We start from the raw sequence: 21,119 nt of genomic DNA, 5'->3' as shown, positions 1-21,119 counted from the left end.
ATGGATCAAAATAAATTAATCGATTTAGCTTGGAAAGCAAGAGAAAATGCGTATGTTCCTTATAGTCATTTTAAAGTAGGAGCTTGTATTGCTTTAAAAGATGGAACATTTGTTCAAGGATGTAATATTGAAAATGCTGCTTATGGGTCAACAATGTGTGCAGAAAGAAATGCTGTCTTTGGCGCTTATTGTAAAGGTTATCGCAAAGAAGATATTATTGGACTAGCAATTGTTGCTGATTGTAGTCCGATTGCTTCTCCATGTGGGGCATGTCGCCAAGTATTATCAGAACTTGTTGATTTAGAAATGCCCATCTTTCTAGCAAATAAAGAAAAAGTAGAAAAACATACAATTGGTGAATTATTACCAATGGTATTTATAGGAGAGAGTTTATGAGTTTTAAATCAGGATTTGTCAGTATTGTAGGACGTCCAAATGTTGGAAAGTCTACCTTATTAAATCAAATATTAAAAACAAAGCTTGCAATCATGTCAGATGTTGCTCAAACAACACGTAATACAATTCAAGGTATTTATACAGATAATGAAGCACAAATCATTTTTATGGATACACCAGGAATCCATAAACCTCAAGATGGTTTAGGAAACTTTATGAATACGACGGCTTTAAATAGTATTTATGGAGTGGATATGGTTTTATTTATTGCACCAGCAAATGAAACGATTGGTAGAGGAGACCGTTTTATTATTGAAAGATTAAAAGAAGCGGATGGACCGGTTTTCCTTTTACTTAATAAATGTGATCTTGTTTCTAAAGATGAAGTTATTAAAAAATTAACAGAATGGAAAGAACTTTTTGATTTTAAAGAAATCATTCCTATTTCAGCTTTAGAAGATCAAAATGTGGATACATTGATTTCTACAATTAAAACATATTTAAATGAAGGAATAATGTATTATCCAAAAGATCAAATGACAGATCATCCAGAAAGATTTGTAATGGCTGAATTTATTAGAGAAAAGATCCTTTATTTTACAAGAGAAGAAGTTCCTCATAGTGTTGCGATTGTTGTTGAAAGAATGGCAGAATTAGAGGATGGCAGCGTAGAAGTTATTGCGACAATTGTTGTTGATCGTAAATCTCAAAAGGGTATTTTGATTGGTAAACAAGGAAGTATGATCAAAAAAATTCGTCAAAATGCACAAAGAGAAATGAAACGTTTTTTACAAACAACAGTGCATTTGGAATTGTTTGTTAAAGTTGAAAATAATTGGCGTAATAAACAAAAATATTTAAAAGAATTTGGTTATAACGAAGATGACTATTAAAAAAGAAGAAGTTGTTTCTTTAGGTATTGTTTTAAAGACGCATCCTTATAAAGAAAGTGATTCTTTAGTCACTGTGTATTTTAAAGATTATGGAAAAATGACTTTGATTGCTCGGGGTGTAAAAAAATTAAAAAGTAAAAATGCTTCGGCTTGTCAAAGTCTTACACTTTCAGAGTTTACTTTTATACCTAGAAATGGTTTATCAACGATGATTAAAGCAAGTTCGGTTGATTTTTATCGTTATATTAAAGAAAATCTTGAATTAGAAGCTTATGCAAGTTATTTTATGGAATTTATTTTAAAGAATGAAGAAGATAATCAACCGGATTTAGAAATCTTTGATACTTTAAAAAAATCATTAGATGCTCTAAATCATGGTTATCCCTATCCATTGGTTTATCTATTATATAATGCATTTATTTTAAAAAGATGCGGGATGGCTTTACAAGTTGATGGCTGTGTAAGATGTTTAAGACAAGATCATATAGCAGGAATCAGTTTAGAAGATGGGGGCTTTGTCTGTCATGATTGTTTATCACTTCATGATAAACAATTAGATAAGGTAACATTAAAGGCTTTTCGTCATATTAATAAATTAACGATTGATTCTATTGATCAACTTAAAGTACCGGATGAATCTATTGATTTATTAATGGAAATTATGGATTATTATGTTGATGAGATGACAGGGATTTTATTTAAAACAAAGAAAATGATTCAAAGTCTTTCAAAAATATGACAAAAGTAGACACTTTTGTCTTTTTTTATAAACATATTTTGACTATAATAGAAACAAAAGTAAGGGGAGGATTTATAGATGGGACAATTTTTACCGATAAATAGAAAAGAAATGGAAGAAAGAGGATGGCAAGAGGTAGATTTTGTCTATATTTGTGGTGATGCTTATGTAGATCACCCTTCATTTGGAGCAGCTATTATTTGTCGTACATTAGAGGCAAATGGTTTTAAGGTTGCTTTTTTATCGCAACCAGATTGGCATAAGGTAGAAGAATTTAGGCAATTTGGGAAACCTCGTTTGGGTTTTTTAATTTCTTCAGGAAATATTGATTCAATGGTCAATCACTATACTGTTTCTAAAAAAAGAAGACATAAAGATTCTTATACATCAGGTGGTGAAGGTTTTAAAAGACCAGATAGGGCGGTTATTGTTTATAGTCAAATGGCAAGACAAGCATTTCCTGATGCTAATATTTTAATTGGAGGAATTGAAGCTTCTCTTAGACGTTTAGCTCATTATGATTATTGGAGTGATAAGGTTAGAAAATCGATTATTATTGATGCCAATGCAGATTTATTAATGTTTGGAATGGGAGAAAACAGTATTATTGAAGTTGCAGAAGCATTAGATAGTGGATTAGATATTAAATATTTAACGTATTTAGATGGAACAGTTTATAAAACAAAAAATATCGATGATTTAAATGAAGCTGATTATATAATGCTTCCTAGTTACGAAGAAATTACAACATCTAAAAGAAAATACGCGGAATCTTTCCAAAAACAATATTTAAATACCGATCATTATAATGCTAAAATCTTAGTTGAACCTTATCAAGGATGGTATGTAGTTCAAAATAAACCGAATAGACCACTTACCCAAAGAGAATTCGATAGAGCTTATGGTTATGATTACAATCGTGATTATCATCCAAGTTATCAACACGTTCCAGCTATTGATGAAGTTAAATTCTCACTTATTTCAAATAGAGGGTGTTTTGGATCATGTAATTTCTGTGCTTTAGCGTTCCATCAAGGAAGAATTATTCAAGCAAGAAGTCATGAATCAATTATTGCAGAAGCTAATAAAATGGTTTGGGATCCAAATTTTAAAGGATACATTCATGATGTTGGTGGACCAACAGCTAACTTTAGAGATACTGCTTGTGATAAACAAAAAACCAAAGGGGCTTGTCCTACAAAACAATGTTTATGGCCAGAGCCTTGTAAAAATTTAAAAGTTGATCATGAAGATTATTTATCATTACTTACAAAATTAAGACAGCTTCCAAACGTTAAAAAAGTTTTCGTACGTTCAGGAATTCGTTACGATTACCTCATGTATGATAAAAATGATCATTTCTTTGAAGAACTTGTTCAACATCATATTTCAGGACAATTAAAAGTTGCCCCTGAACATATCAGTAATCATGCTTTAGACAAGATGGGCAAACCAAGACGTGGGCTTTACGAAAAATTTGTTGATAAATATTATCGTATTAATGAAAAATATAATAAAAAACAATTCTTAGTGCCTTATTTAATGTCCTCTCATCCAGGATGCCGTTTAGAAGATGCTATCGAACTGGCGGAATATTTAAGAGATATTCATCATCAACCAGAACAAGTACAAGATTTTTATCCAACACCAGGAACGCTTTCAACAACGATGTATTATACAGGGTTGGATCCTCGTGATATGACACCTGTTTATGTTCCAAAAGATCCTAAAGAAAAAGCGATGCAAAGAGCCTTGATTCAATATAAGAATCCTAAAAACTATGACCTTGTATATGAAGCCTTGATCAAAGCTAATCGAAAAGATTTGATTGGATTTGGTAAAAAATGCCTAATTAAACCACGTACCAAAAGGCAAAACTATAACAGATCTTATACAAGGGGGCATAAATGATGAAACTTACAGAAACGTATACCTCCTTAACACAAACACATATTAAATTTGATATTTATCAACCAAATGTGATATTAAGATATAAGGGAATCATTCAACTTCATCATGGATTATGTGAACATTCAGACCGTTATCAAAAATTTGCGGAATATTTAAGTCATGAAGGTTTTATTGTAGTCGTGCCTGATTTTCCTGGGCATGGTACATCACTTTATCATTTTGAACAAGGCTATTTTGGAAGCGGAAATGCTCTTGATACTTTGATTGAAGATATGCAACGTTTAAGACATATTATCGCTAAAAGATATGAAGACCTTCCTTATTTTATGATTGGTGTTGATTTTGGTTCGCTTGTATTACTTAAATATGCCATGACGTATGGAGATTATATTAATGGAATGATTTTGCTTGGAACATGTCTGAAAAATAATTTTTATTATCGTATGAAAACGATTGTTGATTTAAATATTTTACTACATGGACCAATGTATCGTTCAAGAGTTATTAAAAGAGCGGTGGATTTATTTTTACAAAAAAATTTAAATAGTTGTTATAAAATGAGTAATCAAAAAGAAGTACAGCTTTATCAAGAAGATCCTTTAAGTGATTTTGTTTATACAAATCAAGCCTATCATGATATATTGGAATACATAAAATATGTAAGTGATGAAGATCATCTAAAACATATACCTGATTATTTACCTGTTTATTTATTATCAGGTGGTTTTGATAATCTTACTAAAAATGGAAAAGATACTATAAAACTTTATCAAATATTAAAAGGAAATGGTCTAAAAGATCTCCAATATAAGATTTATGATAATAAAAGACAAGATATTTTACATGATAATAATTATCGAGATGTCTATCATGATATTATGCATTGGTTAGACGAAAGAACCTATATATAGTACCCTTATAGTTGGTTGACAAATATCCACTATAAGGGTATTTTATTTGTACGCGAAAAAAAGATAGAAGACTTGGAAAGCCAAGTCTTTATTCATTTATATCGTAAAAAAAGGAGAAAATTATGGCAACTAAAGATATGGATAAATTAGTAAATCATGCAAAATCAACTGGTTTTGTATATCAAGGTTCAGAAATCTATGATGGACTAGCAAATACATGGGATTTTGGACCATTAGGTGTTGAAATGAAAAACAATATTAAACGTTTATGGTGGAAAAGATTCATTCAAGAATCTCCTTACAACGTTGGTTTAGATTCAGCTATTTTCATGAATCCAAAGGTATGGGAAGCTTCAGGACATGTTGGTGGTTTCTCTGATCCATTAATTGACTGTAAAGAATGTAAAACAAGACATCGTGCAGATAAATTAATTGAAGCATATGATCCTTCTGTACATAGTGAAGGTTGGTCTAATGAACAAACAATGTCTTATATTAAAGAACATAATATTGTTTGTCCTAACTGTGGAAAAAGTAATTTCACTGATGTTAGACAATTTAAATTAATGTTTGAAACACATATGGGTGTTGTTGAAGATGATAAATCTGTTGTTTATTTACGTCCAGAAACTGCACAAGGAATCTTTGTAAACTTTAAAAATATTCAAAGAACTTCTCGTAAAAAAGTACCATTTGGTATTGGTCAAATTGGTAAATCATTCAGAAATGAAATTACACCAGGTAACTTTATTTTTAGAACAAGAGAATTTGAACAAATGGAATTAGAATTCTTCTGTAAACCAGATACTGATTTAGAATGGTTTGATTATTGGAAAGCTTATTGTAAAAAATTCTTATTAGACTTAGGATTAAAAGAAGAAAATTTAAAATTCAGAGATCATGAAAAAGAAGAATTATCTTTCTATTCTAAGGCTACATGTGATGTTGAATATAAATTCCCATTTGGATGGGGTGAATTATGGGGTATTGCTGATCGTACTGATTATGACTTATCTCGTCATATGGAACATTCTAAAAAATCTTTAGAATATTTAGATCCTCAAACAAATGAAAAATATATTCCATATGTTATTGAACCATCTGTAGGGGCAGACCGTTTATTCTTATCTATTTTCTGTGATAGTTATCAAGAAGAAACATTAGAAAATGGAGATACAAGAACAGTGATGAAATTACATCCTGCCATTGCTCCATATAAAGTAGCAGTTTTACCACTTACTAAAAAACAAAGTGAAAAAGCTGAAGAAGTTTATGCAACACTTGCTAAACATTTCTCTGTTGAATTTGATGTTGCAGGTCAAATTGGTAAAAGATATCGTCGTCAAGATGCTATTGGAACACCATATTGTGTAACTGTTGATTTTGATACAATGGAAGATAATGCTGTTACTGTTCGTGATAGAGATACAATGGAACAAGTACGTTTACCAATTGATCAATTAGTAGATTATATTCAAGATAAAATTACTTTCTAATAAAGGAGATCATTATGCCAAGACTTTCAAATGAAAAAATCAATGAAATAAGACAAAGCGTTGATATCGTTGATGTTATTGGCAATTATCTTCCTTTAGAAAGAAGAGGACGTAATTATTTAGCAAGGTGCCCATTTCACAATGATGATCATCCATCAATGTCTGTTTCACCTGAAAAGCAGATCTATAGATGTTTTGTATGTTCACACGGTGGAAATGTGTTTACTTTCTTACAAGATTACTTAAAAATTTCCTTTATGGAAGCTGTCAAAATGGTGGCTCAAATGGGAAATGTTGATTTAGGTGATTTTACATTTTATGAAGAAAAACCACATGTAAATCAAGAATTAGAACCATACTATTTAATGCATGAAGAAGCAAATCGTATTTATAAACATTATTTAACGACGAAGCTTGCTTTAGAAGCAAATAGTTATTTAAGTCAAAGACATTTATCTAAAGATATTATTGACTATTTTGAAATTGGTTATGCACCGGAACAAAATATTTTATTAAAGGCTTTTGAAAAATCTGGTTTTTCAAGAATGCAAGCTTATGAATCAGGGCTTGTTATAGAATCTGAAGTAGGATACGATCGCTATTCCAATCGTATTATGTTTCCTTTACATAATAGTGAAGGACGTGTTGTTGGCTTTAGTGGTCGTATCTATCAAAAAAATCAAAAAGAATCTAAGTATATGAACTCTCCTGAATCTAAAATTTTTATTAAAGGAGAGACCTTATACAATTACCATCGTATAAAAAATGATGTTAGAAATGAAGGTAAAGTCATTATTCTAGAAGGTTTTATGGATGTAATAGCATTATATAAAGCGGGTATTAAAAATACTGTCGCAATTATGGGAACAGCTTTAACTTCACAACATTTAAAAATGTTAAAACGATTATCAAATGATATTGTTTTATGTCTTGATGGTGATCAAGCTGGAAAAAATGCGATGATCAAATGTGTGGATGCTTTAAATAATGAAGGATTTCATACATCAATCGTGGTTATTCCTGATGCAATGGATCCAGATGAATTTCTAGAAGCTAAAGGAAAAGATGAATTAATAGCACTCTTTAAAAATCCAATAAGTGCTGTTGAGTTTAAATTAAATTATTATTATGAACGTATCAATGTTGATAATTATGAAGATCGAAAAAATTATTTAGAATCCATGGTTAAAGTCATCATGCAATTGGATGATATTGTTGATCAAGATTATTATATTGGTCAACTTGAAAAAAAATCAGGATTTTCTAAAGAAACAATTCATCATTTAATGAGTCAACAAACTCTTGTAAAAAAACCAATACCTTTTAGACCAGTGACTTATGATCATGTTTCAAGATTGATTGATAAGTATCAAAAGGCTGAAAGAGATTTGTTATATTATATGATGCAGGATAAAAAGTATGCGATGCAATATGAAGCAAAAGCAGGCTATATGTATGATAAAGTTAATCGCTTAATTGCTTCCTATATTATTGATTATTATCGTCAGTACGTCATTTTAGAAGTTGCTGATTTGATTAATATGATTGATGATCAAGATATTGTTAAAAGAATTTTAGAAATATCATCTTTACATTTACCTCAATTAGAATCAAATCAAGCAATTGATGATTATATCAAAATAATACAAGAAAAACTTAAAATTGAACGAATTAAACAACTTGAACAGGAGCTATCACAAACATATGATCCTCGTCAACAAGCAAAAATTCTTCAAGAAATTATAGAATCAAAAGATAAGGAGTAAACTATGGCAAAGAAAAAAGTACAAGCAGTTTCATTTGATGATTTAAAAAAATTAGTTGTAAATGAAGCAAAAAACAATAACAATGTATTAACCCAAGAACAAATTGATGAATATTTAATGAATTATGATTTAAGTGATGAACTCGCAGAAGAATTACTTGAATATATTCAACAAAATCAAATTACTATTTCTGATGATGATTTAGATTCATTAGATGTAGATGATGATATGTTACTTGCAGGCGTTCCTGCAATGGATGATGATTTAGACCTTGATATAGATGATGCAGATGATACTCCTGATCTAGATTTTGATGGTGATTTCGATATGATGACAGGGGATACATTACATATGTATCAAGAACATGATGATGATAAAGAAAGCGAAAGCACTCAACTTGGAAGTAATGTTAAAATTAATGATCCTGTAAAAATGTATCTTAAAGAAATTGGGCGAGTTGAATTATTAAATCATGATCAAGAAATTGAATTAGCTAAAAGAATTCTTGAAGGAGATGAACAAGCTAAAAAAGAACTTGCTGCAGCAAACTTAAGATTAGTTGTTTCCATCGCTAAAAGATATGTTGGACGTGGAATGTTATTCTTAGATTTAATCCAAGAAGGAAACATGGGGTTAATTAAAGCAGTAGAAAAATTTGATTATACAAAAGGATTTAAATTCTCTACTTATGCGACTTGGTGGATTAGACAAGCAATTACACGTGCAATTGCCGATCAAGCCCGTACAATTCGTATTCCAGTACACATGGTAGAAACAATCAATAAATTAACACGTATTCAAAGACAATTAATTCAAGAATTAGGTAGAGAACCATCTGCTGAAGAAATTGCTGAAAAAATGGATGGTATGACACCTGAAAAAGTACGTGAAATTCAAAAAATTTCATTAGAACCCGTTTCATTAGAAACACCAATTGGTGAAGAAGATGATTCACATTTAGGTGATTTTATTGAAGATGAAGGAGCAATGTCTCCAGATGATTATGCTGCTAATGAATTATTAAAAGATGAATTGAATGATGTTTTATTAGAACTTACAGATCGTGAAGAAAAAGTATTAAGACTTCGTTTTGGTTTGGATGATGGAAGAACAAGAACTCTTGAAGAAGTTGGGCGTGAATTTAACGTTACACGTGAACGTATTCGTCAAATTGAAGCAAAAGCATTAAGAAAATTAAAACATCCATCTCGTTCTAAAAGATTAAAGGATTTCTTAGATCGTTAATGAAACTATCAAAAAGATTAGAATTACTTGCTTATTTGGTAGAAAAACATAAAAAAGGAAATATCTTGGCAGATATTGGAACAGATCATGCTTATTTGCCATGTTATTTAATTGAAAAAAATATTATAGATAAAGCTTATGCTTGTGATGTCGCAAAAGGTCCTTTTGCGGCGTCACTTTCTACTATTAGGCAATATCATTTCGAAGAAAATGTTGAAGCTTTATTAGGAGATGGATTAGATCCTATTCTTGATAAAGAAGTTGATATAGTAACGATTGCTGGAATGGGATCATTTCTAATTGTAGAAATATTAGAAAAAAATAAAGCGTATTTAAACAAAGTTAAACAATTCTATTTACAACCTAACGCTAATACGGATCATCTAAGAAAATATTTATTTAAAAATCATTTTAAAATTATTGATGAAAAGATGATTAAAGATGGTCATCATGTTTATGAAATGATGGTTGTAGAAAATACAAATCAAGATATTCAATATAATCAAGAAGATATGATGTTTGGTCCAATTTTAAGAAAAAATAAAGATGAATTATTTATTCGTTATTGGCAAAAACAATATCAAACATATTTAAAGATTATGAAAGATTTGCCATCAAATCATCCAAGATATTTAGAATTAGAAAAACAAAAACAATTAATTGAAGGTGAACTTAATGAAAGCTTATGAAATTATGAATCATTTGGAGAAATATTTTCCTTTAAATCTTCAAATGGATTTTGATTGCTGTGGCCTACAAATTGGAAGTAGAGAAAAGGAAGTTAAAAAAGTTTATATTGCTTTAAACGCTGATAATGAAACATTACAAGCCTGTATTGAAAATAATTGTCAAATGTTAATTACACATCATCCTTTTTTATTAGAAAAAATAAAAAACCTGGATACATCTTTACATCAAGGAAAATTTATTGAAAGAGCTATTAAACATGGCATTGTTGTTTATAGCTTACATACATGTTTAGATAGAGGACAAAATGGGATTTCCATGAATGATTGGTTGATTCAAAAATTAGGTGTTCATGATGTTGCTTGTTATGATCATTATGAAGTAGGAAAGAAAGCTACTTTAAATCAAGCAATGGAAGGACAAGATTTTATAGAATATGTAAAAGATAAATTTCATTTGCAACATTTAAAATATAGTAAAAATACAAATAAAATGATACATACAATTGCTATTTGTGGGGGAAGTGCAGCAGACGACTTAGAAATTCTTACTGGTCAAGTAGATTGTTATATTACAGGTGATACTAAATATCGTCATGCTAAATATGCTATTGATCATGATTGTTTATTAATTGATCCTGGTCATCATTTAGAAGTTATAATTGAAGAAAAACTTCCTGAATTATTAGAAGATTTATCAATTCAAATACAAATTCATGAAAGTCTTGATTATTTTAAATATGAATAAAACTCTTGGGATGACTCAAGAGTTTTTTCATATTTGATAGGCTATAAGAAAGGAGCTTTATTATGAAATTACATTATCAAGGAAAATATAATTTAGATCCTGAAATATTACCGAAAAGAAAACATCAACCCAATGCTGTAAAATTTAAAGAAGTCAGTTCATCCAAAGAACTTGCTGTTATTGCTAATACAATAGGACTTGTATTAATGGTCATCTTATCTATTCCTATTCTTTTAGTATATAAAAATGATTTACTGCTTTATTTTGATGATGTGATGCTTGCTTTTATTTTTCCAATTTTAACAATGTTTCCTCATGAGCTTTTACATGCCCTTTGTTTTAAAGAAGACGTTTATCTTTATACAAATTTTAAACAAGGAATGGTTTTTGTTTTAGGAACTGAAACAATGAGTAAAAAAAGATTTATTTTTATGTCTCTTCTATCAAATTTAGTTTTTGGTTTTCTTCCTTACTGCTTATCTTTTCTAGGAACTAAATATTTGATGTTTGCTTTATAGGGAGTTATTGCTGTAGCGATGGGGGCAGGAGATTATTATAATGTTTTCAATGCTCTTACACAAATGCCTAAAGGAGCTAGAACCTATTTATATCAGATGAATTCTTATTGGTATATACCTGAAAATAAATAAAAATAAGTTTCAAAAAATTAATTTATTTTATTTTATCTTTTTTTGTAACTCTTTTTTCATAAAATAATGAAAGAAAAAATATTTTTTAAGTGGATGTGCTTACATTGATTTTATGCATTGTTATCTTAAAAAAATAGGTTTATACTAAAAGATGTAGAGAGTAAAGGAAGGCAAGAATTATGAACAAAAACGAGATTATGTCAAAAACAAAAATTGTATGTACTATTGGACCAGCTTCAGAAAGTAAAGAAATGCTTACTAAATTAGTAAAAGCTGGAATGAATGTCATGAGATTAAACTTTTCTCATGGAACTCATGAAGAACATGAAGAAAAAATCAATACTTTATTAGAAATTAATAAAGAATTATCGACAAATGTTGCTATTTTATTAGATACAAAAGGACCTGAAATTAGAACTGGTGATTTTGTTGGTGGAAAAACAACTTTTAAAAAAGGACAAACTTCAACTATTTGTGTAGAAGATATTGAAGGAACAAGTGAAAGATTTACAATTACTTATAAAGATTTATATAAAGATGTTAAACCAGGTGGTTTTATCTTAGTAAACGATGGTCAAGTTGAATTATTAGTTGATCATATTGAAGGAACAGATATTGTTTGTGTTGCAGCAAATGATGGAGAAGTAAAAAATAAACGTGGAATCAATGTTCCAGGGATTAAATTAGGATTTGATTATTTATCACCTAAAGATATTTCAGATTTAACATTTGGTGCAAATCAACCTTTTGACTATGTTGCTGCTTCATTCTGTCGTAGAGCACAAGATATTATTGATATTAAAAAATTATTAATTGAAAATGGTAGAAATGATATTCAAATTTTAGCGAAGATTGAAAATCAAGAAGGTGTTGAAAACGTTGATGAAATTCTTGATATTGCTGATGGTATCATGGTTGCTCGTGGTGACTTAGGTGTAGAAGTTCCTGCTGAAGATGTCCCACTTATTCAAAAATCAATTATTAAAAAATGTAAACAACGTGGTAAAATCGTTATTACTGCCACTCAAATGTTAGAAAGTATGCAACAAAATCCAAGACCAACACGTGCGGAAGTATCTGACGTGGCTAATGCGATTTATGATGGTACAGATGCAATTATGTTATCTGGTGAATCTGCAAGTGGATTATATCCTCAAGAAGCAGTTTTAATGATGTCAAAAATTGCTCATAAGATTGAATCTAGTTTAGATTATCAAAGCTTACAAAGACAAGCCATTCGTACAGCACCAGATGATACAAGCGAAGCTATTTGTATGTCTGTTGCAGAAATTGCTTATAAATTCAATGTAGCAGCAATTATTGCCTTTACAGAATCTGGATTTACAGCTCGTAAAATGGCTCGTTATCGTACAAAATCTCGTATTATTGCTGCAACTCCATCACTTAAAACTGTTAAAGCTTTAGCTTTAAACTGGGGTGTTAAAGCAGTACCTTGTAAACAATTAAACTCACGTATTTCAATGATTGATTATGCAAGTATTATTGCTAGAGAAAATGGTGTAAAACCTGGTCAAAAAATCTTAGTTACTGGTGGAACACCAGGAGTTAAAGGTGCAACAAGCTATTTAGAACTTGTAGAAGTTAAATAATATTCGAAATACACTCTTAGGAGTGTTTTTCTTTTCTAATTCATAAAGATGAAATAAATGGGTTATACTATATAATAGCAAAACAATGAAAAGAAAGAGAGATTTTATATGTGTACAGCAGCAACTTATCAAACAAAAGATTTTTATATGGGTAGAACTTTGGATTATGAATTTTCCTATGGTGAAAAAATAGCTATTATGCCGAGAAACTATCCTTTACAATATAGACATGGATCAAAAAATATTGAACATTATGCCATGATTGGTATGGCTCATGTATTAGATGAATATCCTTTATATTATGACGCTGTTAATGAAAAAGGTTTAGGAATGGCAGGATTAAATTTTGTCGGAAATGCTTGTTATCAAGAGGTTAAAGAAGGAGCAGTCAACGTTGCTCAATATGAATTCATTCCTTGGATTTTAAGTCAATGTGCAACGCTTAAAGAAGCTAAACAACTTATTCAAACAATCAATTTAGTGAAGACACCTTATAACGAACATTTACCAGCCGCATCATTACATTGGATCATTGCAGATCAAAGTGGATGTATAACTGTTGAATCAGTCGAAGAAGGATTAAAAATCTATGAAAATCCAGTCGGTGTTCTTGCAAACAATCCCTCATTTGATAAACAATTATTTAATTTAAATAATTATATGTCTTTATCACCTAAACAACCACAAAATTATTTTTCTAAACAACTAGATTTAAAATCCTATTCTAGAGGAATGGGAGCTCTTGGATTACCTGGTGATTTATCTTCAATGTCACGTTTTGTAAGAGTTGCATTTACTAAAATGAACGGACAATCAAAAGATAATGAAAGAGATAGTGTTAACCAATTTTTCCATATTTTAGGTTCTGTAGAACAACAAAGAGGATGTTGTGAAGTAGATGATGGAAAATATGAAATTACGATTTATACGTCATGTTGGAATAGTCAAAAGGGAATCTATTATTATACAACATATAATAGAAGACAAATTACTGCCGTTAATATGCATAAAGTAAATTTAGATGGTCAACATCTTACTAGTTACCCAATGCTAGATGATGAAGAATTTTATGAACAAAATTAGTGTTTTTAAGATAGCGAAAGCTATCTTTTTTTTATATTTAAATGTGATTAAAATCACATAATTTTCATATATTTCAAAGAAAACAAGTTAATTTTTTAACTTGTTGTAAACGCTTTCAATTTGAAAATAATAGGACTAAAATAGGGTTAAAGGGGATGGAAGTTATGAGTTTAAAATCATTTATTGGAGGCATACATCCAAAAGATCAAAAACAATATACAAAGGATTTACCTATTATTAAAATAAAAGCAAGTGATGAAGTTGTATTTCCCTTAAAACAACATATTGGTGCACCTTGTCAACCAATTGTTAAAGTAAAAGATGAGATAAAAGTTGGGCAAGTTATTGCTTGTAGTGATGCTTTTGTTTCAAGTCCTATTATTTCTTCAGTTTCAGGTGTAGTAAAAAAAATAGAAGAAAGAATGGATGTCAGTGGGAAAATGCAAGAATCAATTGTTATTGCTAATGATGGATTATATCAAAAAGTTGAAAATAATAATAATAATAATAATAAACAAGAATTAACTTATGAAGAAAAAATTGAAAGAATTAAGGCAGCAGGTATAGTTGGTCTAGGAGGAGCAGGGTTTCCTACACATGTAAAATTATCTGTTAAAGATCCAAATCAAGTTCAATATTATATTGTTAATGGTGCGGAATGTGAACCCTATCTTACAAGTGATTATCGCTTGATGCTTGAAAAAACAGATGAACTAATAGCAGGAATTCATGTTTTATTAGAAATGTTTCCAAAAGCTCTTTGTTATATTGCCATTGAAGATAATAAAAAAAAGGCTATTCATTTATTAAAAGAAAAGTGTAAAGATGAAAAAAGAATTGCTGTGAAAGAACTAAAAACAAAATATCCTCAAGGTGGAGAAAGAATGCTTGTTAAGGTTTTAACAGGAAAGACATTAAATTCTAAAATGCTTCCTTTAGATGTAGGATGTATTGTTGATAATGTAGCTACAGTGATTGCTATTAATCAAGCGGTTCGTTATAATCAACCTTTAATTTCTAAAGTAATGACGATTTCGGGTGATGGAATAACACCTAGCAATATTGAAGTTCCTATAGGAACGAGTTTTAAACAGATCGTTGAACAATTAGGAGGTTTCAAATCTGAAGTTCAAAAACTTATTTGTGGAGGTCCAATGATGGGAAGCGCCCTTATTCATTTAGATATACCTGTAACTAAGACATCAAGTTCTTTACTTGCACTTGTACAAGATGAAGTATCCCTTTTTGAACCTTCTGCATGTATTCGTTGTGGTCGATGTAAAGACGTGTGTCCGAGTTTATTAGTTCCTCAAAAACTTTATCAAATAGCAACAAAAAATGATACAGAGGCCTTTATTTTAAATGGTGGAATGGAATGTATAGAATGTGGTTGTTGTAGCTATACATGTCCAGCAAAAAGAAATATGACACAGGCATTTAAGAAGATGAAATATTTAGTCTCTGTTAATAAAAGAAAGTAGGTGTTATTCATGAATCAATTACTACATGTTTCTGCTTCACCGCATATTAAAGATCGTGTTACAACATCTTCTATTATGTTAGATGTCATTATTGCTTTAATACCAGCTACTTTATTTGGAATTATTCAATTTAAAATAAATGCTTTATTGATTATTGTAACAACGATAACAACATGTGTTTTAGCAGAATATTTATATGAACGTTTTATGAAAAAAACAATTACCATCAAAGATCTATCAGCAGTTGTCACAGGACTTATTCTTGCTTTAAATTTACCATCAACAGTTCCTTTATGGCTTCCTGTTATTGGTGGTCTCTTTGCTATTATTGTGGTTAAACAATTTTATGGAGGATTAGGACAAAATTTTATGAATCCAGCGTTAGCTGCAAGATGTTTTTTATTGATTTCCTTTACTGGAAGAATGACAAATTTTGTATTTGATGGGATGACTTCATCAACGCCACTTGCAATTTTAAAAAATGGAGAAAGCTTTGATTTAATAAGGATGTTTATTGGAAATACTGTTGGAACAATTGGAGAAACTTCTGCAATTGCACTTTTAATAGGTGCAATGTATTTGATTGTTAAAAAAGTTATTAAAGTAACCATTCCTTTAACATATCTTTTAACATTTTCTATTTTTACATTGATTTTATCACCATGTCCTTTTGATGCTTATTATTTAGCTTGTGAGTTATGTGGTGGAGGTTTGATCTTTGGTGCCTTTTTCATGGCTACTGATTATGTAACAAGCCCAATGGATCAAAAAGGACAACTTATTTATGGTATTTTATTAGGTGTATTAACAGGATTATTTCGTTTTTTTGGAACAAGTGCAGAAGGTGTTTCTTATGCCATTATTATTTCTAATTTATTAGTACCATTAATTGATAAACTCACATTAAAAGGTGGTGTTGTCAAATGAAAAAAATAATAAAAGATATTTTAATTTTATGCGTGATTACTATTATTTGCGGAGGACTTCTTGGTTATGTTTATCAAATAACAAAGAATCCTATTCAACACCAATCACAACAAAGTAAGCAAGATGCTTATTTAAAAGTGATGAAAGAAGCAACTTCTTTTAAAGCTTATAAAGAAAATGATATCAAAAAATTATCTAAAAAGCTTAAAGGGGATTATGGTAAAAATGGTCTTGAAATAGAAAATGCTTTAAAAGCATATCATCAAAAACAAACTATCGGTTCTATTATTCAAGTGATTGATCATGATGGTTTTGGTGGTGATATTGAAATCATTATTGGTATCAACCTTCAAAAAGAAATTACAGGAGTTGAAATTTTATCAATTGATGAAACAGTAGGACTTGGAATGAATGCTAAAAATGAAGAGTTTAGAAATCAGTATGTAGGGAAAAAAGTAGATCATTTCCAAGTCGTTAAAAACGGTAAACAAAATGAAGATGAAGTAGATTCTTTATCAGGAGCAACCATTACTTCTAAAGCAATGACAAATGGAATCAATGGAGCCTTAGATTTTTATGATTTATTGAAAGGAAGATGAAAATATGAAGAAATATTTAAAACCTTTATATAATGGAATCATTAAAGAAAATCCTACCTTTGTATTAATGCTTGGTATGTGCCCAACTCTTGCGGTTACAACTTCAGCAATGAATGGAATGGGAATGGGACTTACGACGATGGCGGTTTTAATTATGTCGAATTTTGTTATTTCAGCACTTAGAAATATTATTCCTAGTCGTATGCGTATTCCTGCTTATATTGTCATTGTTGCTTCTCTTGTTACAGTTGTACAATTATTATTACAAGGATATATTCCATCTTTATATGATACACTTGGTATTTATATTCCTTTAATTGTTGTCAATTGTATTATTTTAGGAAGAGCAGAAGCTTTTGCTTCTAAAAATAATCCACTTTTATCAATTATGGATGGTCTTGGTATGGGGCTTGGTTTTACTTTTGCTTTAACTTGTATAGGTTTAGTAAGAGAAATATTGGGTGCAGGAACATTCTTTTCAATGTCATTACCAATTTCATTTGAGCCAATAACGATTTTTGTGATGGCACCAGGAGCATTCTTTATACTTGCTTTGCTAACAGCTATTCAAAATAAATTAAAATTACCTAGTGCAACGAATGTTTCTCATTCATCTTTAAAGTGTGGGGGAGATTGTATGCATTGTCACGGTAATCAATGTCAAATAAATAAATCTTTGTTAAAGGAGGATCCTGAAAAATGAAAACACTTATTTTAACACTGATTAGTGTTTCTTTAGTTAATAATGTCGTTTTATCGCAGTTTTTAGGGTTATGTCCATTTTTAGGAGTTTCAAAACAAACCAAAACCGCAATGTCTATGGGTGGTGCAGTTATTTTTGTAATTACAATTGCGTCAGCTGTAACTCATTTATTGTATCGTTTACTTGTTTTGTTACATGTTGAATATTTAGAAACAGTCGCTTTTATTTTAATTATTGCAGCACTTGTTCAATTTGTAGAACTCTTTTTAAAAAAATATTTTCCACCTTTATATAATTCATTAGGTGTTTATTTACCTCTTATTACAACCAACTGTGCTGTTTTAGGTGTTGCTTTAACAAATGTACAAAATAATTATGATTTTGTAACAAGTGTTGTAGCCGGTTTTGGGACAGCTTTAGGATTTACAATTTCAATTACAATTTTAGCAGGAATAAGAGAAAGAATTGCCGATAATGATATTCCTCATGTTTTACAAGGCTCACCAATTGTTTTAATTACAGCAGGTTTGATGGCTATTGCCTTTATTGGCTTTTCAGGCTTGATTTAAGGAGGAAATACGATGAATACAGTCATTATTGCAGTTATTGTTGTTGGGAGTATAGGATTGTTTATTGGAATATTCCTTTCACTTGCCAGTGTTAAATTTAAAGTAGAAGTCAATGAAGATGAAGAAAAAATTAGAGCGGTTCTTCCTGGAAATAACTGTGGAGCTTGTGGTTATCCTGGATGTGATGGCCTTGCATGTGCAATTGCTAAAAAAGAAGCCCCAATTAATCAATGTCCTGTAGGTGGTAATGAAGTTGCTAAAAAAATAGGAGAAATTCTCCATTTAGAAGTAGAAGAGAATACACATTTAGTAGCTTATGTTAAATGTAAGGGAACGTGTGATAAAATACAAAGACAATATCAATACGATGGTATTCATGATTGTTTAAGTGCAGCCGTTGTCCCAGGAAGTGGCGATAAAAAGTGTCGTTTTGGTTGTATGGGTTATGGCAGTTGTGTAAAGGCTTGTGCTTTTGATGCCATTCATGTTATTGATGGTGTTGCTCAAGTTGATAAAGAAAAATGTAAATCATGTCAAAAATGTATGGATGCTTGTCCGCAGCATCTTATTGAAATGGTTCCTTATGACTCTACTTATCATGTAAGATGTAATAGTCATGATAAAGGACCAGTAGTTAATAAAAACTGTAAGGCAGGATGTTTAGGGTGTATGATGTGTCAAAAAGTTTGCCCAACAGGAGCAATTACAGTTGAAAACTTTTTAGCACATATTGATTATTCTAAATGTGTTCATTGTGGTAAATGCAAAGAAAAATGTCCAAGAAAGATTATTGAATAAAAAGAAAAAGGACATTAGTCCTTATTTAAATAGTGCTTAAAGGCTTTACTATAACTTACTTGATTGTTTTCATCAATAAAACAACCAGAAACACCTTCAAGTGAGTTAAGTAATTCAAGTCCTTTTTCTTTTCCTAAAGAAAAACAAACCGTGCTCAAAGCATCTCCTTGAATTGATTTTTTAGAAATGATCGTTACTGAGCTTAAACCGTTTTCATAACTATAACCTGTTTTTGGATTTAAAATATGATGATATCTTTTAGAATCAATTTCAAAAAATCTTTGATAAGTTCCACTTGTAACAACAGATAAATCATTGATTTTTAAACTAAACAATGAATCAGATGTTTGTTGTGGGTTGGTAACTCCAATAATAAAAGGATTCTCTTGTTTTTTACCAACACATAAAATATTACCTCCTAAATTAATAAGGGCACTCTTGACATTTTCTTTAAGTAAATAGTTTTTGATTTGATCGGCGATGTATCCTTTTGCAATTGCCCCTAAATCAATCATTGTTTCTGTATTTAGAAAACGTATCTTATGATTTTCTAAAATAATATTTTTATAAGAAACATCGTGAAGATGGTGTTGAATCAACGGATCTTCAGGAAGTGTGTGCTTTTTAAAATCCCATAATGAAGAAATCGAACCAATGGTAATATCAAAGCTTCCTTTTGATAAATCACTATAATAAAGCCCTTGTTTAATCACTTTATAGAGATCATCAGATAATTCTTGAGCTTCTAATTTGTTGGAAGAATGATTGATTTTATAGAGTTCACTTTTTTTATTATTGGCAGAAAAGATACGCTCGTATTTCTTGCATAAATCAAAACAGTTATTTAAAATATTTTTAGAAGAAGAATCATAAAGGGTTATTTGGATAATTGTATCTAGACAAAATTCTTTATTAGAAAGAGGAGTTGTGTTTTTACAACCGCAAAGGATAAATGAAAAAATAAGTAATGAAAGTATTGATTTTTTCATAGGTAACCTCCTTTTTTTATATTATAGCATGGAGTAAGAAGATGAAAAATAAAACGTTAAGAAATGATTTGATTATTCTTGGCATTCTTGTTGTTTTGATAGGAGGACTTTTTCTTTTTAAATCAAAACAACAAGGAGCAAAAATTGTCATAAAAAAAAATGATCAAATTGAAGGTTATTATTCTTTAGATGATGATCAAATCATTAATATTGATAATAAAAATAAAATACAAATTAAAAATCATGAGGTTTTTATGATAAAAGCAACTTGTCCAGATCATTTATGTATTAAACAAGGGAAAATAAATAAAAAAGGGGCAACGATTGTTTGTTTGCCTCATCATTTAGTTGTGGAAGTAATTGAAGGAAATGAAGGAAAAGAAGATGGAAAAGTCTATTAAAAAATTATGCTATTTGGCTTTATTTTGTGCAATAGCAATTGTTTTAAGTTATATAGAATCATTAATACCTCTTTATTTAGGCGTTCCAGGAGCTAAATTAGGGCTTGCAAATGTCGTTACTTTGACATTACTTCTTTGTTTTGGCTTAAAAGAGGCTTTTATTGTCATGTTTTTAAGAATTTTGATTGTTTCTATGACTTTTACGAATTTCTATATGTTTTTATATAGTTTATCAGGAGGATTGCTTTCTTTAATAATCATGTATTTATTTTTAAAAACAAATTTATTTTCTGATATCATTATTTCCATTATGGGTGGTATTTTTCATAATGTAGGACAATTATTGGTAGCAATGCTTTTTTTTAGTTCAACAGTATTTATGTATTATTTACCGTATCTAATGCTTTTTGGTATACTATCGGGTATTGTAATAGGCATTTTAGGTGAAATCATTTATTTAAAAATAGGAAATCAATTAAAGAAAAGAGGTTAGAAGTATGTTTATTGTTCAAAAAATA

The 21,119-nt window shown here is 29.8% G+C and carries 22 protein-coding genes; 21 read left to right on the top strand and 1 reads right to left on the bottom strand.

Annotation, left to right across the window (positions count from 1 at the left end; all coding sequences use genetic code 11):
• The 19 genes from cdd to LJD32_RS03160 all read left to right on the top strand — a co-directional run bounded on the left by cdd (position 1) and on the right by LJD32_RS03160 (position 19,211).
• A complete protein-coding gene (cdd, locus tag LJD32_RS03250; protein ID WP_022002188.1) occupies positions 1 to 396 on the top strand; it encodes a cytidine deaminase in 396 nt (131 codons plus the stop codon).
• Positions 393 to 1,289 carry a GTPase Era gene (gene era / locus LJD32_RS03245; protein ID WP_119363078.1) on the top strand — a complete coding sequence of 299 codons (897 nt, stop codon included), beginning with the start codon at positions 393 to 395 and terminating at the stop codon, positions 1,287 to 1,289. Before cdd ends, era begins: the two co-directional genes overlap by 4 nt.
• Positions 1,279 to 2,028, top strand: a complete 750-nt coding sequence (gene recO / locus LJD32_RS03240; protein WP_227391771.1) for a DNA repair protein RecO — start codon at positions 1,279 to 1,281, stop codon at positions 2,026 to 2,028. The genes era and recO overlap by 11 nt, the downstream gene beginning before the upstream one ends.
• 78 nt (positions 2,029 to 2,106) lie before the next feature.
• Positions 2,107 to 3,939 carry a YgiQ family radical SAM protein gene (locus LJD32_RS03235; protein ID WP_119363080.1) on the top strand — a complete coding sequence of 611 codons (1,833 nt, stop codon included), beginning with the start codon at positions 2,107 to 2,109 and terminating at the stop codon, positions 3,937 to 3,939.
• Complete coding sequence (locus LJD32_RS03230; protein ID WP_227403802.1) at positions 3,939 to 4,850, top strand: alpha/beta fold hydrolase; 912 nt, start codon at positions 3,939 to 3,941, stop codon at positions 4,848 to 4,850. Before LJD32_RS03235 ends, LJD32_RS03230 begins: the two co-directional genes overlap by 1 nt.
• Before the next feature lie 122 nt (positions 4,851 to 4,972).
• Positions 4,973 to 6,346, top strand: coding sequence for a glycine--tRNA ligase (locus tag LJD32_RS03225; RefSeq protein ID WP_147579915.1), 1,374 nt, complete (start codon positions 4,973 to 4,975; stop codon positions 6,344 to 6,346).
• Between the two features lie 14 nt (positions 6,347 to 6,360).
• Positions 6,361 to 8,112, top strand: coding sequence for a DNA primase (gene dnaG / locus LJD32_RS03220; RefSeq protein ID WP_032091519.1), 1,752 nt, complete (start codon positions 6,361 to 6,363; stop codon positions 8,110 to 8,112).
• Positions 8,113 to 8,115: 3 nt separating this feature from the next.
• The gene (gene rpoD / locus LJD32_RS03215; protein ID WP_032091518.1) at positions 8,116 to 9,357 is read left to right on the top strand and encodes an RNA polymerase sigma factor RpoD; all 1,242 of its coding nucleotides are present in this window, start codon (positions 8,116 to 8,118) and stop codon (positions 9,355 to 9,357) included.
• Complete coding sequence (locus tag LJD32_RS03210) at positions 9,357 to 10,046, top strand: tRNA (adenine(22)-N(1))-methyltransferase (protein WP_227391769.1); 690 nt, start codon at positions 9,357 to 9,359, stop codon at positions 10,044 to 10,046. Before rpoD ends, LJD32_RS03210 begins: the two co-directional genes overlap by 1 nt.
• Positions 10,033 to 10,791 (top strand): Nif3-like dinuclear metal center hexameric protein, encoded by a 759-nt coding sequence (locus LJD32_RS03205; RefSeq protein ID WP_227391768.1) that lies wholly within the window; start codon positions 10,033 to 10,035, stop codon positions 10,789 to 10,791. Before LJD32_RS03210 ends, LJD32_RS03205 begins: the two co-directional genes overlap by 14 nt.
• Before the next feature lie 62 nt (positions 10,792 to 10,853).
• Positions 10,854 to 11,309 carry a DUF3267 domain-containing protein gene (locus LJD32_RS03200; RefSeq protein WP_227391767.1) on the top strand — a complete coding sequence of 152 codons (456 nt, stop codon included), beginning with the start codon at positions 10,854 to 10,856 and terminating at the stop codon, positions 11,307 to 11,309.
• Positions 11,310 to 11,620: 311 nt separating this feature from the next.
• On the top strand, positions 11,621 to 13,051 hold the full coding sequence (gene pyk, locus LJD32_RS03195; protein WP_119363088.1) for a pyruvate kinase: 1,431 nt from the start codon (positions 11,621 to 11,623) through the stop codon (positions 13,049 to 13,051).
• A 108-nt stretch (positions 13,052 to 13,159) separates the two neighbouring features.
• On the top strand, positions 13,160 to 14,134 hold the full coding sequence (gene bsh, locus LJD32_RS03190) for a choloylglycine hydrolase (RefSeq protein ID WP_227391766.1): 975 nt from the start codon (positions 13,160 to 13,162) through the stop codon (positions 14,132 to 14,134).
• A gap of 164 nt (positions 14,135 to 14,298) precedes the next feature.
• Positions 14,299 to 15,615: an electron transport complex subunit RsxC gene (gene rsxC / locus LJD32_RS03185; RefSeq protein ID WP_227391765.1), complete on the top strand. Its 1,317-nt coding sequence runs from the start codon at positions 14,299 to 14,301 to the stop codon at positions 15,613 to 15,615.
• Between the two features lie 9 nt (positions 15,616 to 15,624).
• Positions 15,625 to 16,542: an RnfABCDGE type electron transport complex subunit D gene (locus LJD32_RS03180; RefSeq protein WP_175301186.1), complete on the top strand. Its 918-nt coding sequence runs from the start codon at positions 15,625 to 15,627 to the stop codon at positions 16,540 to 16,542.
• Positions 16,539 to 17,141: an RnfABCDGE type electron transport complex subunit G gene (locus LJD32_RS03175; protein ID WP_227391764.1), complete on the top strand. Its 603-nt coding sequence runs from the start codon at positions 16,539 to 16,541 to the stop codon at positions 17,139 to 17,141. Before LJD32_RS03180 ends, LJD32_RS03175 begins: the two co-directional genes overlap by 4 nt.
• Positions 17,142 to 17,145: 4 nt before the next feature.
• The gene (gene rsxE, locus LJD32_RS03170) at positions 17,146 to 17,844 is read left to right on the top strand and encodes an electron transport complex subunit RsxE (protein ID WP_052011134.1); all 699 of its coding nucleotides are present in this window, start codon (positions 17,146 to 17,148) and stop codon (positions 17,842 to 17,844) included.
• Positions 17,841 to 18,413, top strand: coding sequence for an electron transport complex protein RnfA (locus tag LJD32_RS03165; RefSeq protein ID WP_032091510.1), 573 nt, complete (start codon positions 17,841 to 17,843; stop codon positions 18,411 to 18,413). Before rsxE ends, LJD32_RS03165 begins: the two co-directional genes overlap by 4 nt.
• Before the next feature lie 12 nt (positions 18,414 to 18,425).
• Positions 18,426 to 19,211, top strand: coding sequence for an RnfABCDGE type electron transport complex subunit B (locus LJD32_RS03160; protein WP_227359959.1), 786 nt, complete (start codon positions 18,426 to 18,428; stop codon positions 19,209 to 19,211).
• Positions 19,212 to 19,225: 14 nt separating this feature from the next.
• Here LJD32_RS03160 and LJD32_RS03155 read toward each other — a convergent pair whose 3' ends face one another.
• A complete protein-coding gene (locus LJD32_RS03155; RefSeq protein WP_227359961.1) occupies positions 19,226 to 20,200 on the bottom strand; it encodes an FAD:protein FMN transferase in 975 nt (324 codons plus the stop codon).
• A gap of 41 nt (positions 20,201 to 20,241) precedes the next feature.
• Between LJD32_RS03155 and LJD32_RS03150 the strand changes: the two genes are divergently transcribed.
• Positions 20,242 to 20,601 carry a NusG domain II-containing protein gene (locus LJD32_RS03150; RefSeq protein WP_227391763.1) on the top strand — a complete coding sequence of 120 codons (360 nt, stop codon included), beginning with the start codon at positions 20,242 to 20,244 and terminating at the stop codon, positions 20,599 to 20,601.
• Positions 20,585 to 21,094, top strand: a complete 510-nt coding sequence (locus tag LJD32_RS03145) for a Gx transporter family protein (RefSeq protein ID WP_147579907.1) — start codon at positions 20,585 to 20,587, stop codon at positions 21,092 to 21,094. The genes LJD32_RS03150 and LJD32_RS03145 overlap by 17 nt, the downstream gene beginning before the upstream one ends.
• The last annotated feature ends 25 nt before the right edge of the window (positions 21,095 to 21,119 follow it).

This window comes from Faecalibacillus sp. TM498 (genome assembly GCF_020589955.1).
In the GTDB taxonomy this organism is placed as follows: domain Bacteria; phylum Bacillota_I; class Bacilli_A; order Erysipelotrichales; family Coprobacillaceae; genus Faecalibacillus; species Faecalibacillus intestinalis.
This window is presented reverse-complemented; position numbering and strand designations above follow the sequence as displayed.